Consider the following 14,611-nt stretch of genomic DNA (forward strand, 5'->3'; position numbering starts at 1 on the left):
TAGATTAATAGCTTATACCCAAATTATACTAGTTCCTCCGACACTTGAATATAGATGCAAAAAAACCGTTTGTCCTATAAACAAACGGTTCGTCTAAGATGAGATGCGGTTAGTCGGCCAATCGATAACCGACCCCGCGGACGGTGGTGATGTAAGTTGGATTCGCCGCGTTGTCGCCCAGCTTCTTGCGCAGACTCTTGATATGGACATCAACAACGTTGCTCCCGCCAAGAAACGATGTTCCCCACACCTTCGCCAGCAGTTCTTCACGGGATAACACCGTGCCTTCCTGCTCCAGCAATTGGATCAGCAGCTCATATTCCGTTTTGGTCAGCTCAATTGGGGTGCCGCTCCGGTAAACGGCCATCTTCTTGCGGTCGATCCACAGGTCCTTGAAGATCGCCGGTGAGGTGCCGGCAAGCAGCCGCGACGACAACGGCCGGGGGCCGCTATTGCGGATGATTCGCTGGGCATGGTAGACGATCTCCATCGGTCGTGCCGGCCAAACCAGGAACTCTTGATTCATGAATCCCGGGTCCAATTGACCCAGAATCGATTCCTTAACGAGCAGCAGCGAAGGGGTTCCGCCGGTCTCCTGTCCCATCAGGGATCGGATGGCCGCCGTCTCTCCGTTCTCCCGGTAGGAGGTCAGATCGAAGATCAACAGGTCGGCAGCCAACGCATTGCGAATGCCCTGCTCCCAGTGGTGGAACACCAGGACATCGAAGCAATTCTCTGACAACTCCCGCACCAATTCATGAACATCACTGGGGAACGGACTAATCAAAATGACGCGCTGGGTAACCGGGCAAGCCACCCGTCCCAGTTCTACTCCTTCTTGTTCAAGCTCGGCAACCTCAACGCCGGACGGACGACGGAAAGGGACGGTTGTCCCGGAGATTCCTTCCCGGATCACTTCTTCTGCTGACAATTCGGACACACCCCCCCAAATACGACATGGGCATGATGGACATTATACCCCGTTTCCTTGGCCACCGTACGGTTCCAGTCCTCTGGCACATGAGACATGACCTCATCTACCCGGCCGCAGACCTCGCACAGAATATGCTGGTGGTCGTCCAGCTTCGCATCATAACGGCTGGCCGCTTCACCCAGCTTCAATTCCCGGATCAATTCCTTATCGGTCAAATACCGCAGCGAATTGTAGACGGTGCCGTAAGCGAAGTTATATCCTTGCTCAACCAGACGGTTCATGACCTCCGCCGCCGTTGGATGGTCGTTGGCATTGCGGACGACATCATAGACCGCTTGACGCTGAGTCGTTAAATTTAAGGCTTTCATTTGATCATCAATCCCTGTAGTTATTTTTAGAATTAGTATAAGTCTTATTTTAGCATCCGTCAATTCCCCGCCGTCCTGTTTCCCTGCATGTTCCAGCGCACTTTCCCCAATACTAAGAGCAGCTTGCCCTAGAATAAGTTCCGGGAGGAAAGACTTCCAATGCTGATTCGAAAATACCTGATTACCCTGCTGATCGTTGCCGCTACGATCGGATATACCGTCTGCGTCGACATGTTGATGGGGCTCCCATGGAATAACTTCATCATCAACTGGAATTATTCGCTGACCGATCCCGCCGAGCGGATCTTTGCCTATATCCTGGTCCTGTTCCTGGGCGTTCCGGATCTCTTGCATTTCGTGAGCCGCAAGCGAAAGGAAAGCGGGAAGCCTTCCGGCAACCGCCCTAGCCTGCACGGAGCATCCTTGGCCTCCTCGGCAGGCAAAGAGGACCCCTCATCATCTGAAGATTCATCCTCCGGCCTGACGGCGAGAGCGGCGTCGGTAAATCAGGGCAGCGATAATCAAAGCAGCGGGCAGAACAACGTAAAATAGCGGATCCATCTGATACAGGACACCCCCGCCCTTCTTGACGTGCTCGCTGTAGGTCCGGGCGATCGTTGTGGAAGAAAACAACACGACCAGAGCCAGGGGGTACAGGATTTTGCGATAGGGAATTTTCATCAGATCCGAAACCCCGATAACTGCCGCATAGAAGTAAATGGAGATTTTAAAGAAATCGCCGATAATCAGCACCATCACTACTAAAATGTCCATCCGTTGAATAAAGTCGGCAATGGAGGCTTTCCCCACCATGGTTAAGAGCGGGAAAATGGAGCGTTCCGCGATTTCCACGCCAAGTATCGAGAGGGTAATCACCACCGTCCCCGCCAAAATGAGCCCGGAGAGCAGGACCGACATCAGCCCCGCCCGAATCCCCGCCTTTGGATTGTTCAAGTACGGCATAATCATCATAAAGCAGATAATCTCCCCGAACGGAAACTGATAATTTTGGCGGTAGACGGACCTCAGCACCGGCTGGATTCCGTCACCTAGCACCGGTAAGATCCGGGTGAAGTCCAGGATGCCGGAGAACAATAACAGCAGCAAAATGATGATCCCGATCAGAGATACGACCCCTAGAAAGATAAACGCCGTACGGGCCAGCACCTCGATTCCTTTATGCAGCACGTAAACAATCGTGAGCATCATCATCGTATTGATCACGAACAAGGGGGTTTCCTTCAGCGTCGAGGCGAAGACCAGCAACCCGCCGTCCATTAAATCGCGGGAGGCCTTGTTGATGAAAAATATAGTATAAGCAAAGGCGATCAACCCACCGATGTATTTGCCGAACAGCACTTGGATGTATTGGGTGGGCAGTTGGTCGGGAAAGGCGGTGTAGAGATAGGCGTATCCCAAATATAACGCCATCCCGATCAGCATCCCGAACAACACGGCAATCCAGGCATCCTTGCCGGCTTCCATGCCCAGATTCACAACCAGGACTGTCCCGAGTTGGAACAACACAAGCAAGGAGAAAAGTTGCAGCGGACTAAGCTTTGTCGTTTCCATCGTATCCCGCCTCCTATTCTTTCTTCAAATCGTATTTGAAGGAGCGGTCCCTCATTTGAGAGTTGCGGACAATCGAATCGACCTGATATTCCACTTCCACCTTGGGAAAGAGGTCGGGCCATTGCCCTTTTAAGTGCTTCCATGCCTTGGGGTGCTGGCGCTCCAGCAACTGTCCGAAGCCTAAAATATCGCTGTCCAGCGATTGAGCCTTATGGACGGCGGCTTTGATCTTCCTTAAAATTTCCTGGTTCACATCCGTTTCCATCGCACTCAGGGTTGCCGGATCACGCAGGTCGATCGTACTGTCCATTTCCCGAACCGACAGTTGGGCCGTCACCTTCACGACGAAGACCGGACGATCCGGATCCTTGAGGATCACCTGTGTGGTAGTTTTGCTTCTGCTCACATCCATCGTGATCTTCCCTTGTCTCTCCGGGTCGATGACAATCGCCGTTTTGCGCAGCTTGCCCTTAAGCCAATTTAACCCCAGGCTCTCCTCCTCATTCAGCCACCCCCTCAGACGGTCGCCTTTAAACACCGCCAAATTGGACATTCGCAGGTGCCCGAGACCGTCCGTTTGCTGCAGGTTTCTCTGCTTGCGAATCTGTTCAGCACTCCCCAAAATGTCAACGCCGTTAATGACCGGTCCTGAATCCGGGGCGAGGATATCCCGAATCAAGTCATCGACCTCAACGGGGTAATTAACACCGTATTCCTCGGAGGTCATTTCGGTTTTTTGCGCAAGGCTATACGCGGTGATCTTCCCCATCGGGGAGAGACCGGAGAGAATATCGCGGGCGTTGGTCCCCTCCTTCGCTACATAGATCTTGGCGGTGAGGCGGATATCCGAATCCCGGTCAAGAAAATCGACGATATCCGAAATTCCTTGCCGGGCGAGCTCCTCCGAGATCACCACGATCCGGGCGTGAGCGGTTGACATCAGCCGAGGCACCAAGAGGGAAGCTTTGCGTACGGCCTCCATAATGGATCGTCCCTGGGTCGTATAAACCACCGTGGGGGTGCCTCCTGAGCCAGTCTTACCGGAGATTTCGTCGGCATTGATCACCTGAAAGGACACCAGATACTCCTTCTTGTCGGGGGCCAGATCTATCCCGATCCCGGCCACGACGGCCCGTCGGTTCAATTCTTCTGCATCCCAGCAGCCGGACAGGAGCAGCAGGGCAAACAGAATTGCCGGGAGCCTCATTCCTCTACTTCTCATTTGAGTCCGCCTGCCTTCTCGGGGTGGATTCATGGTTGCCTTGCTCGGTACTGTTTGGACCCTCTTCGGAGTCCGCCTGCCCCTCGCCGGATTCGCCGGATTCTCCGGAAGCGAGCGGTTTGATTTCCTTCGTCTTCTTCATGTCCCGTTGACTTGAGGACATCAGCGGTTTCCAGCCGTGCAGCCAAATCGGCAGCCGAAGTATCGCATCCTTCTGCGCCTGCGGCACAAACGGGCTGAACGGCGACAGGTACGGAACGCCAAATGACCGGATGCTGTTCATGTGCGCAATCAGCATAATCAACCCCAGCGTGATTCCGTAAAATCCAAATAAGCCGGCCAGTACCAGGAAATAGAACCGGAACAGCCTGCCTGCGATAGATAAGTTATAAGAGGGCAGCGCGAAGCTGGCAATCCCCGTCAACGCTACGACAATGACCATAATCGGCGTAATGACCCCCGCTTCGACGACGGCTTGGCCGAGAATCAACGCGCCGACAATCGACACCGTTTGCCCGATCGCCCGAGGCATTCGCACCCCAGCCTCCCGCAAAATCTCAAATACAACCTCCATAATGACGGCCTCGACGAAGGCCGGGAACGGCACTCCCTCGCGTTGCGCCATTAGGCTGACCAGCAGCAAGGTGGGAATCATCTCATAATGGAACGTCGTCAAGGCGACATAAACCGCCGGACCCAGCAGCAATATCACAAAGCAAATGTAGCGGATGATGCGCATCAGGATGCTGATGTCGAACCGCTGGGCGTAATCCTCCGGCGATTGCATGAACTGGGCAAAGACGGTTGGCAGGATCAACGTATACGGCGTACCGTCGACCAGGATCACAACTCTGCCCTCCAGCAGATTGCCGGCGGCTACGTCGGGACGTTCTGTATTAAATACCGTGGGAAACGGGGTGACGGTCTTATCCTGAATAAACTCCTCAATATAGGCCGACTCCAGGATGCCATCGATTCGGATTCCCTTCAGCCGCTGCCGAATTTCCTCCACCAGGGCGGGATCGGCGCTGCCCTTCAAATACATGATCGCAACATGGGTGTGGGTGACGGAGCCGATTTTCATTGACTCCAGCCATAAATTCGGCGATTTGATGCGCCGCCGAATCAGCGAGATATTCGTTGCGATGGATTCGACGAAGCTGTCTTTAGGTCCCCGCACGACCAACTGCGACGTCGGTTCGTTCACGGCTCTCCATTCCCCGCCTGCCGTCCCCGTCACAATCCCTTGATCGCTTCCTTCAACCAGCAGCACGGTATCCCCCGATAGAACGGCTAGCATAATGTCGTTCCATTCCTTTACAACCGAGGTCTCCCCCAGACTCAGGGCATCCTCAAGGATATATTTCATGAGCCGATCGGTCGGGTAAGATTTCACTTTCTCTTGATCCAGCCCCATTAGCGGCTTGATCACAAAATTATTGATCATCTGCTGATTGCTGAGGGCATTCAGGTATACGACCGCTGCCTTTACGGGCGCCTGAACGTCTCCCCCCAGCTTGAGATGGCGGACGACAATATCAGGGCTGTGTCCGGACTCCTCGACGATGCGATCCAGCAAGACCTGTAAATCGCCGGTGATTTGGGGTTGTTCATGGCTTTTGTTCTGCCGGCCGGAACGGCCTCGGGATAAATGGCGCAGCATATCCGCAACTCCTGTCCTGCATCTCTTATCCCCATTATTGGCTTCTCCTTCCTTTTTCATGCGACAGGAATCGACACTTACGGCCAGGTCTGGCGGTTTTTCTGAAGCGGAGCGGGAAATAATGTAGACGAAAACGGCTCCCTAGATTAAGGAATTAAGGAAAAAATACGACAGGAGGAAGCCTGAAATGCAGGACATTCCCTACATGTCCGGTGGACTGCCGCGATTCCCGGAATCGATGTGGCGCAAGACGACACCGCTGCCGGACTTTGGCAAGCTGGCCGAATCTATCGAGACCGACGTCGCCGTGGTGGGCGCCGGAATCACCGGGATCACCACCGCTTATATGCTGGTGCAGGCCGGTTTACAAGTCGCTATCCTGGAGGCCGGCAAAATTCTAGACGGTACAACCGGGTATACAACGGCTAAAGTCACGGCCCAGCACGGGCTGATTTACGACAAGCTCATCCACCATTTCGGTCAGGAAGGCGCGAGGTCTTATTACGAAGCCAATGCGGAAGCGCTTCGCTGGATTGCCGAGACGATCAAGGAGCGGAAGATCGAGTGTCAGTTCCGCCAAGAGGACGCCTATTTGTATGCCGATTCGGAAGAGCAGCTCAACAAGCTGGAGTCCGAATGGCGGGCCTATGAACAATTGGGTCTGCCCGCGGAATGGCGGGACTCCCTCGATTTGCCGCTGCAAGCCAAAGGCGCCATCGTGATGAAAAACCAGGCACAGTTTCACCCGCTGCACTACTTGAAAGAGCTGCTGGCGTACGTCACCTCTCACGGCGGCTCCGTGTATGAAAGTACCACGCTTCAGGATGCCGCCGAACCGGAGGCGGACGGGCGGCTGCGATTGACTACAGAAGACGGACGCCACATCCTGTGCCGTCACGCAGTGTCCGCTTCCCATTATCCGTTCTTTGACGGAAAAGGGCTCTTTTTCACCCGGCTGCAGGCCAAGCGTTCCTATGTCGTCGCGATTGAACCCGAGAAGGCTTATCCCGGGGGCATGTACATCAATTGCGGTTCCCCCACACGCTCGCTCCGTTCCGCTGAACTGAACGGGAAAGAGGTTGTCCTCGTCGGCGGGGAGTCGCACAAGACCGGCAAGAAGGACTGCACCTTTCAGTCCTACGAAGCGCTGGAGCAATTTGGACGTCAAACGCTGGGGATCCGTTCGATTCCGTTCCGCTGGTCGGCGCAGGATCTGGTTACCTTGGACGGCGTTCCCTACATTGGACCCATTACGTCGAACCATCCGAATATCTACGTCGCCACCGGCTTCTACAAATGGGGGATGACAACCAGCGCATTGTCCGCGCGGCTCATCCGCGACCTCATCCTGGAGAAGGAGAACCCTTATACCGAGTTGTTCACGCCTTCCCGGTTCAAGGCGGACCCCTCAATTAAACATTTCATCACGCAGAACGCGGACGTGGCCAAGGAGTTCGTCACGGGCAAGATCGAAATCGTTCACTTGAAGCCGGAAGACCTCGTTCCCGGCCAAGGCGGCGTGGTGAAGCACCAGGGCAAACGGGCCGGAGCTTACCGCGACGAGGACGGGCAGCTCTATCTGCTGGATACGACCTGCACCCACATGGGCTGCGAGGTGAAATGGAACGAAGCGGAACGCTCGTGGGATTGCCCTTGCCACGGTTCAAGATTCGACTACAAAGGCGAGGTGATCGAAGGGCCGGCCGACAAGGCGCTTCCTCGTCTCCAACGCCAGCCTGAGCAAGCGCCCAGCTGAACGCCAGCGGAACCCTTCGCGGCATGCGGCCAACCATCGGCTGCTCTTTTCATATGCTTTTTTGATCACGGGATTCGATACGCATCTGTTCGACCGGCTTCCTTAAGCGAGAGGAGTCTGGCGGAACAGATGCCTTTTTTCATTCACTACCTTGCTTTAATCAGTACTGTATGATATTATGCTTGCAGCGATACTAATCAATATTCAGTACTAGTTAATCGGTAAAACTTGCATCCAATTTCTGAGGAAACGAGGCGAAGCATGGTTGGATATCAGCATCCAGTTTAAGAAGGGCGCCTTGGAGCTATGCGTACTGGTGTTGATTCAAGGCCGCGACCGGTACGGTTATGAACTGGCCCAATCGGTATCGAAGCATATCGAAGTGGCCGAAGGGGCCCTCTATCCTCTGCTGCGCAGACTGGTCAGTGAAGGTTATTGCACGACGTACCTCCAGGAATCCACAGGCGGTCCCCCGCGTAAATACTACAAACTAACTCCCGAAGGCGAAGCGTACACCCGGAAACTTGTCGTAGAGTGGAAACAGTTCGTGCACAATGTTTCGACATTAATCGAGAAAGGAAGCCGTTTATGAATAAAAGCGAGTTTTTGGCGAATCTCCGGGCCCATTTGTCGGTTCTTCCGCCGGAGGAACAAAATGAATTGCTGGAGGATTACGAAGCCCACTTCGCCTTTGGTCTGGAGAGCGGCCGTACCGAAGAGGATATCGTGCTGGAGCTCGGCGACCCGGCGGAGCTGGCGACGGAAGCGATTGGCAACCGCTACGTGCCCCGAGAGCATGTGTACTGGTTTGGCGGTGCGGAGCCGGCTGCAGTAGCGGATGCTCCGGCGGCCTATGCGGCTGCAGGAGTTTATGGATCCGGGGCCGACGTTCGGCGGCGCCGACGTTTCACCGGTCCGATAATTTTCATTGGCTTGTTCTTTCTCAATCTCGTCGCCGTCCCGCTGTTGATCTCCTTCTGGGCGGTCGTTGTCAGCTTGGCGGTCAGCGCCGCGGCCGGTATAATCACCCCCGTACTTATGGGGCTCGAGTATTTGTGGCACGGAAATATCTCCGCGGCGAAAGGATTCGCCTCGGTCGCTGCCGTCGGGCTGGGGATTCTGCTCGCTGTCGCGACGCGGTATGGATATAAGGGAATGCTCCGGCTCAGCGCCGGTTACCTGCGCTGGAACGTCCGGGTTGCGAAAGGGGATCGCCAACCATGAATACGAAGAGATGGTCTTTGATTGGGGTTCTGCTGATTCTGACCGGATTAGCCGGCATGGCTTACCAGCAGTTTAATTTCGGGGATCAACTGCCGGCTTACTCGCAGAAGTGGACGTTTGAACAAGGCGGCTTAACCGCGCTGCTGATCAACAGTGATTATAGTGTCGAGCTGGAGTTTATCGACAGCCCCGACGGGACGAATTATGTGGAAATTAGCGGGAACATGGAGCAGAAGACAGCGGATACGCTGAAGGCCACGCAAATGGCCGGGGGTACATTGAAGTTGAATCTGCAGGATGATTTCGACTGGACCTTCTTCTCGATGAACTTCCAGTCGACCAAGCAACGAATTACGGTCGCGCTTAGCGATAAGGGCGAATTGAACCAAATCGGCTATAAATCGGGTTCCGGCAACGGTACCTTCCGCGGGCTCCGCGCCGGCGATATCGAGCTGTCTGTCGGCTCGGGAAGTCTCCGCGCGGAGAATGTCACGGCGGGCCAGCTGAGATTGGCCGCTACATCGGGGAACATCGCCGCAGAGCGCATTCAGGGGAATACGGAGATCCTGCTGACCTCGGGAAGCATCCGGATCGATTCGCTGCAAGGCGATTTAATCGCCAAATCGACCTCCGGCAACATCACGGCCAATCAAGTGCAAGGAACTGCCCAAGCCACAGTCACCTCCGGGAATATCCGCTTTGAACGGTTTATTGGAGACGGCAGCTTCAAGTCCACCTCGGGCAATGTTACCCTGTCGGAGCAACGCTCGGATCATCTGGACATCTCCGTGGGCTCCGGCAACGCAACGCTATCGGCCGATCCGCAGTTCAAAGGCTCCTATGACCTGCATACAAGATCCGGGAACATCACCGCTCCCGATTCCTTGCAACAGACGCAGGACCTGATCAAAGTGCGGACTACATCCGGAAATATTCGGGTTCGCTGAGGTACTTGATTTACCCAAAATGAACGAATATAATAATTCTAACTATTTCGTGAAGGAGGTGGGTAGAGTGGATCGCAAATTTGCGTGGAGTCGAGTGAGCCAACTGCCGATGGCAATGTTTGGCAATGTTCATGCAGCAGCCGACAACGGGAGAAGTCTGTCCATTTTCGGAAACTCGATATCCATACCAATTTGCGAAATGCCGCTCCTACCTTAACCTCACTTACGCGTGAGCTTTGAAGGCAGCAGGATTTCCTGCTGCCTTCTTTTTTTCGTATGGACGGCATGGGATTAAAGGAGATAAACCCTACCATGATGATCCAAGGTCAAAATATCCAGAAGTATTACGGCGCCGAACTGGTGCTGAGCGATGTGACGTTTGAAATTAAAACGGGTGAAACCGTCGGGCTTATCGGCCGCAACGGCGCAGGCAAGACCACCTTAATGAAGCTGCTGTCCGGCAGCGAACAGCCTGACAAGGGGATGCTGTCGGTTCGAAGAAATGCCCGCGTTGGCAATCTCGCGCAAATCCCCGACTACTCCCGGGAGGAAACCGTTTACGATGTTCTGCTTGGGGCCTTCGCAGATTTGCGGAACCTGGAAATGGAAATGCGGCGCTTGGAAGCGGAGATGGCGGGAGCCGGCGATTCCGGCGCGCTGGATTCGCTGCTTCGGCAATACGGGCGGATTCAGGAGGAATTCGAACGCGGCGGCGGTTATGGCATTGAGGCGGCGATCGCCCGGGTTGCCGACGGCCTCGGCATCCCGGAGGAGCAATTCGGCCGACCCTTCGCCTCGCTGTCCGGCGGGGAGAAGACGAAGGTGGGGTTGGCGGTGATTTTGCTGCGGGAACCGGATTTGCTGCTGCTCGACGAGCCGACGAACCATTTGGATATGGCGGCCACAGAGTGGCTGGAAGAGTATGTCCGCGCTTTTCCGGGAACCTGTGTGATCATTTCCCACGATCGTTATTTTCTCGATGCCGTCGTCGGCAAGATCATTGAGCTGGAGGACGGAGAGGCGTTCACCTATCACAGCAACTATAGCGAATACAAGGAAGAGAAGGAACGCCGGCTGCTGCAGCAATTTGCCGAATATGAAGAGCAGCAGAAGAAGATCAAGAAGATGCAGGAATCGATCAAGCAGCTGATTGAATGGGGCAACCGTTCCAATCCGCCGAATCCCGGCTTTCATCGGCGGGCGGCTTCGATGCAAAAGGCATTGGACCGTATGGTCAAGCTGAAAAGGCCGATACTGGAACGTAAACGCATCGATCTGGAGCTGGATCACATGGACCGCTCCGGCAAGGACGCCATCGTTCTGAAGGACGTGGGCGATTCCCGCGGCGGACGCGTCCTGTACCGCGGTTTGAACCATACGCTGCGTTATGGCGAAGCGGCGGTATTGATCGGCGACAACGGCGCCGGCAAGAGCACCCTGCTCAAGAACATCCTGGGGCACGAGCCGCCGCAGGAAGGCGAAGTCCGGCTCGGCTCGCGGATCGAACCGGGCTACCTGGCTCAACAGGCAGCCCCGGCCGATCACAACGAGACGGTCCTGCAGTTTTTCCGCGACGAGATCGGTCTCGAAGCGGGTGAAGCCCGCGGGCAGCTGGCCCGCTTCCTGTTCTACGGCGCCGACGTGTTCAAGAAGGTGAGCAGCCTGTCGGGCGGCGAGTGGACGCGGCTTCGGCTGGCGGTGCTGATGCACCGGAAGCCGAACCTGCTGGTGCTCGACGAGCCGACCAATCACCTGGACATCGATTCTCGTGAAGCGCTGGAAGAGGCGCTCGAGGAGTACCCGGGCACGCTGCTCGCGGTGTCCCATGACCGCTACTTTATCAATAAAGTAGCGGGGCAGGTGTGGGCGCTGGCGGGCGGCCGCCTGACCGTCACCCTCGGCGGATACGAGGATTACCGGGCGGAGCTCGCCCGGAAGACCGCTGCCGCCGGGGACGCGGGGCNCGGCGATAGACGCGGCGATGCAGGCGCCGGAGGCTGCCTGCGACGCCGCGCGGCTCGCGGAGCTGCAGGAGCGGCGAGACGCCCTGCAGCTCCGCGCCGACGAACTCCTCCAGCAGTACGTCACCCTGCTGGAGGAGCATCCTAACTAAAGGAGGTTGTCCCATGAACCTCGGGAAACCTGTATTCGAGCTGCACCCGAACGACCCCCGGGTCCAGGCGCTGGCGGGCGCCGATCCCCGTATGGGCCGGTTGATCGCGCTGATCGGGAGCCCTGCGACTAAGCCGCAAGGCCCCCTGTTCACCGAGCTGGCTCGATCCATCATCAGCCAGCAGATCTCGGTCAAGGCCGCCTCCACGATTCGCGGCCGGGTGATCGAGTTGTCCGGGGAGCTGTCCCCGGCCGCCCTGTTGGCCCAGAGCGATGCCGACCTGCGAGCGGCCGGACTGTCCGCCTCAAAAGTCGCCTACCTCAAAGATCTGAGCGACAAAGTATTGTCCGGACAGCTTGACCTTGACCGGCTGCAAGAGCTGGACGACGAGGAGGTCATCGGGAAGCTGGTCTCCGTGAAAGGCATCGGCCGCTGGTCGGCGGAGATGTTCCTGATCTTCGCCCTTGGGCGGGAGCATGTCGTGTCCTACGGGGATGCCGGTTTGCAGCGAGCGGCGAGATGGGTGTATGACATGGAGGAGCGGGCCGACCGCAAGTATTTGCAGGAAGCCGCAGCTCAATGGCCGTCCTACGGCTCAATCGCTTCACTATATTTATGGGAGGCGATCAACCAAGGTCATGTCGATTCGGGCGAGCGCTTTAGCGAACGGTTGGGCAGCCTGCATATCGATTGAACTTGTCACAGTAATATATTGGATATAATATGAAATAGAAGGAGTTTGTACCGAATACTAGAGATAAACTATAAAACGGAGTGGGGTTGAGTCGTATTGTTCTCGTTATCCGAAGTTGGTCGCCCGGTGAAGGGGTATCTATACGGCCTGATGGCATTTGTAGGAATTGTATCGATTCTGATCGTCCTGGTATACAACGATTACTTTCTCCTGGGTGACCCGATCCGCCCAAACAACGATGATGTGAAGTATATTCAGACCTCACGCCTTCTGCTAAATGAAGGCGTGCTCGCATACAACACCAAGGAGGCGCCTTCCGCCTTCATCATGCCCGGGCTGCCGCTGCTGCTGTCCGGGTTTATGGCTGTTTTCGGCCAGGAGCAAGGCGGTATTGTTGCTTTCCGCCTGTTCCAATGCCTGGAGCAAGTGCTGTGCATCTATCTGATCTTCTGGATCGGCAGGCGGGTCTTTAACACTCGAACGGCGCTGATCGCTTGTACGGTGTCTGCCTTGTACCCGCCCGATTACTTCTCCTCCGGGGTCATTCTCTCGGAAACGACCTTCCGCACCTTGCTGCTGCTTCTCGTCTGCTGCACGATTCTGGCCAGGGAGCGCAGCGGTACGGGGCTATACATCTGGATCGGTGTTCTGACGGCGGCGGCGGCTTATTTCAAGCCGCATGCTTCTTTGTACCCGGCTGTCCTTCTGATCATTTGGCTGCGTATGAAGCTCCCTTGGCGGACGATGTTGAAATACACCCTGCTCATGGCAGTAACCTATGTACTGCTGCTGACGCCTTGGTGGATTCGTAACTGGGTAACGTTTCATGAATTTATCCTGTTTACCAATTCCGGCGGGAGCCCGTTCCTGCTGGGTACACGCATCCGTTGGCAACTGCCGCCGGCCGGCTTCTTCGAGGCCTACCCTCAGTACGATCCCAAAACGATATTCGAAGGTGCCGACGCTGCAGCCATCCGCAAAGGATTGGACATCATTCATTACGGCTTTACCCATGAGCCGATGAAATATTTATACTGGTATACGCTTGGGAGATGGGTGGAGCTGTACTTTCATCCGTTTTACTCCCGTCCGTTCTGGCCAATCAGCCGTCCGGCAATGGACGTTGCACAAGTTGTACTGATGTACGTGAACATGGCTGGGATCTTGTGGGCTGTAGCAACCCACCGCCTGAGACTGGACCGATTGCTGCCGCTTGTCTTGGCGCTGGCTTATTTTACGCTGATTTACATTCCCTTCGTTGCGTTTAACCGTTACGGTTATCCCAATATGACACTGCTGATCCTGTTCGGTTCTTTTCTTCTCGGCGACCTAGCGACCCGTTTCCAGCGTTACTTGCATCACCGAACGGCGCGAGAGGGGGCTGCCGCTTCATGACTACAGAACCGTTACGGATTCTCGTGATCATCCCGGCCTATAACGAGGAGGCCAGCATCGGCTCGGTGATTCAAGACATCCAGAAGCACGCGCCCGCAGCCGATATCCTCGTGATTAACGACGGCTCCTCCGACCGTACAGAGAGCTGTGCCCGGGAAGTTGGGGCGAAAGTGCTGACGTTGCCTTTTAATGTCGGGATTGGCGGAGGGATGCAGACCGGCTATCTCTATGCCATGCAGGAGGGCTATGACATTGCCGTACAAATGGACGCCGACGGCCAACATCCGGCCGAAGAGCTGCAGAAGCTGATTGCCGCAATTCCGGAGCAGGATCTTGTGATCGGCTCCCGATTCCTGGAAACTGCTTCCTTCCGCTCATCGGCAGCTAGACGGGTAGGCATCGCTTTCTTCTCCCGGCTCGTCTCCTGGGTTACCGGCGAACGCTTCACCGATACGACCAGCGGCTTTCGCGCCGCCGGACGTAAGGTCATTGAGCTGTACGCGCAGTATTATCCAACCGATTATCCTGAGGTGGAATCCATCGTGTATTTGAAACGACAGGGCTGCCGGATCGCCGAAATACCGGTCGAGATGCGCCCCCGCACAGCCGGCAAATCTTCCATTACCCCGTGGCGCTCCGCTTATTACATGGTGAAGGTGACCTTGTCCGTGCTCATGAGCGCGTTGCGTCGCCCACACCACCGGACGGCGGTGACGGATTAAA

At 55.7% G+C, this 14,611-nt stretch carries 14 protein-coding genes; 9 read left to right on the forward strand and 5 right to left on the reverse strand.

Annotated features, from left to right (window positions below; genetic code table 11):
* Positions 1–109: 109 nt before the first annotated feature.
* Positions 110–931, reverse strand: coding sequence for a winged helix-turn-helix transcriptional regulator (locus BN3795_RS06530; RefSeq protein WP_232729860.1), 822 nt, complete (start codon positions 929–931; stop codon positions 110–112).
* Positions 913–1,302, reverse strand: a complete 390-nt coding sequence (locus tag BN3795_RS06535) for a Fur family transcriptional regulator (protein WP_068783898.1) — start codon at positions 1,300–1,302, stop codon at positions 913–915. Before BN3795_RS06535 ends, BN3795_RS06530 begins: the two co-directional genes overlap by 19 nt.
* A 159-nt stretch (positions 1,303–1,461) precedes the next feature.
* Here BN3795_RS06535 and BN3795_RS06540 point away from each other — a divergent pair, with 159 nt between their 5' ends.
* Complete coding sequence (locus BN3795_RS06540; RefSeq protein ID WP_068783899.1) at positions 1,462–1,854, forward strand: hypothetical protein; 393 nt, start codon at positions 1,462–1,464, stop codon at positions 1,852–1,854.
* Here BN3795_RS06540 and BN3795_RS06545 read toward each other — a convergent pair.
* Genes BN3795_RS06545 through BN3795_RS06555 form a run of 3 tightly spaced genes read right to left on the reverse strand, consistent with a single transcriptional unit; the run spans position 1,771 to position 5,759 of the window.
* Positions 1,771–2,874 carry a GerAB/ArcD/ProY family transporter gene (locus tag BN3795_RS06545; RefSeq protein WP_068783900.1) on the reverse strand — a complete coding sequence of 368 codons (1,104 nt, stop codon included), beginning with the start codon at positions 2,872–2,874 and terminating at the stop codon, positions 1,771–1,773. The genes BN3795_RS06540 and BN3795_RS06545 overlap by 84 nt on opposite strands.
* Before the next feature lie 13 nt (positions 2,875–2,887).
* Positions 2,888–4,096: a Ger(x)C family spore germination protein gene (locus tag BN3795_RS06550; RefSeq protein WP_068783901.1), complete on the reverse strand. Its 1,209-nt coding sequence runs from the start codon at positions 4,094–4,096 to the stop codon at positions 2,888–2,890.
* Positions 4,086–5,759, reverse strand: coding sequence for a spore germination protein (locus BN3795_RS06555; protein ID WP_068783902.1), 1,674 nt, complete (start codon positions 5,757–5,759; stop codon positions 4,086–4,088). The genes BN3795_RS06550 and BN3795_RS06555 overlap by 11 nt, the downstream gene beginning before the upstream one ends.
* Before the next feature lie 187 nt (positions 5,760–5,946).
* Here BN3795_RS06555 and BN3795_RS06560 point away from each other — a divergent pair, with 187 nt between their 5' ends.
* The 8 genes from BN3795_RS06560 (at position 5,947) to BN3795_RS06595 (ending at position 14,610) form a co-directional block, all read left to right on the forward strand.
* Positions 5,947–7,515, forward strand: coding sequence for an FAD-dependent oxidoreductase (locus tag BN3795_RS06560; RefSeq protein WP_068783903.1), 1,569 nt, complete (start codon positions 5,947–5,949; stop codon positions 7,513–7,515).
* Between the two features lie 265 nt (positions 7,516–7,780).
* A complete protein-coding gene (locus tag BN3795_RS06565; protein ID WP_068783904.1) occupies positions 7,781–8,107 on the forward strand; it encodes a PadR family transcriptional regulator in 327 nt (108 codons plus the stop codon).
* Entirely contained in the window at positions 8,104–8,739 is a 636-nt protein-coding gene (locus tag BN3795_RS06570; protein WP_068783905.1) for a DUF1700 domain-containing protein, read from the forward strand. Before BN3795_RS06565 ends, BN3795_RS06570 begins: the two co-directional genes overlap by 4 nt.
* Positions 8,736–9,686, forward strand: coding sequence for a DUF4097 family beta strand repeat-containing protein (locus tag BN3795_RS06575; protein ID WP_068783906.1), 951 nt, complete (start codon positions 8,736–8,738; stop codon positions 9,684–9,686). Before BN3795_RS06570 ends, BN3795_RS06575 begins: the two co-directional genes overlap by 4 nt.
* 315 nt (positions 9,687–10,001) lie before the next feature.
* Positions 10,002–11,795, forward strand: coding sequence for a ribosomal protection-like ABC-F family protein (abc-f, locus tag BN3795_RS06580; RefSeq protein ID WP_456319966.1), 1,794 nt, complete (start codon positions 10,002–10,004; stop codon positions 11,793–11,795).
* Positions 11,796–11,812: 17 nt separating this feature from the next.
* The gene (locus BN3795_RS06585) at positions 11,813–12,493 is read left to right on the forward strand and encodes a DNA-3-methyladenine glycosylase family protein (protein WP_068783907.1); all 681 of its coding nucleotides are present in this window, start codon (positions 11,813–11,815) and stop codon (positions 12,491–12,493) included.
* 150 nt (positions 12,494–12,643) lie between these two features.
* Positions 12,644–13,888: an ArnT family glycosyltransferase gene (locus tag BN3795_RS06590; protein ID WP_232729861.1), complete on the forward strand. Its 1,245-nt coding sequence runs from the start codon at positions 12,644–12,646 to the stop codon at positions 13,886–13,888.
* Positions 13,885–14,610, forward strand: coding sequence for a glycosyltransferase family 2 protein (locus tag BN3795_RS06595; RefSeq protein ID WP_068783909.1), 726 nt, complete (start codon positions 13,885–13,887; stop codon positions 14,608–14,610). Before BN3795_RS06590 ends, BN3795_RS06595 begins: the two co-directional genes overlap by 4 nt.
* The last annotated feature ends 1 nt before the right edge of the window (position 14,611 follow it).

The organism is Paenibacillus phocaeensis (genome assembly GCF_900021165.1).
Classification (GTDB): Bacteria; Bacillota; Bacilli; order Paenibacillales; family Paenibacillaceae; genus Fontibacillus; species Fontibacillus phocaensis.

Coding starts and splice junctions, on each gene's coding strand:
- BN3795_RS06560 (WP_068783903.1), top strand. CDS start 5,947: ATGCAGGACATTCCCTACATGTCCGGTGGACTGCCGCGATTCCCGGAA.
- BN3795_RS06545 (WP_068783900.1), bottom strand. CDS start 2,874: ATGGAAACGACAAAGCTTAGTCCGCTGCAACTTTTCTCCTTGCTTGTG.
- BN3795_RS06575 (WP_068783906.1), top strand. CDS start 8,736: ATGAATACGAAGAGATGGTCTTTGATTGGGGTTCTGCTGATTCTGACC.
- BN3795_RS06535 (WP_068783898.1), bottom strand. CDS start 1,302: ATGAAAGCCTTAAATTTAACGACTCAGCGTCAAGCGGTCTATGATGTC.
- BN3795_RS06540 (WP_068783899.1), top strand. CDS start 1,462: ATGCTGATTCGAAAATACCTGATTACCCTGCTGATCGTTGCCGCTACG.
- BN3795_RS06555 (WP_068783902.1), bottom strand. CDS start 5,759: ATGCTGCGCCATTTATCCCGAGGCCGTTCCGGCCGGCAGAACAAAAGC.
- BN3795_RS06595 (WP_068783909.1), top strand. CDS start 13,885: ATGACTACAGAACCGTTACGGATTCTCGTGATCATCCCGGCCTATAAC.
- BN3795_RS06550 (WP_068783901.1), bottom strand. CDS start 4,096: ATGAGAAGTAGAGGAATGAGGCTCCCGGCAATTCTGTTTGCCCTGCTG.
- BN3795_RS06570 (WP_068783905.1), top strand. CDS start 8,104: ATGAATAAAAGCGAGTTTTTGGCGAATCTCCGGGCCCATTTGTCGGTT.
- BN3795_RS06590 (WP_232729861.1), top strand. CDS start 12,644: ATGGCATTTGTAGGAATTGTATCGATTCTGATCGTCCTGGTATACAAC.
- BN3795_RS06585 (WP_068783907.1), top strand. CDS start 11,813: ATGAACCTCGGGAAACCTGTATTCGAGCTGCACCCGAACGACCCCCGG.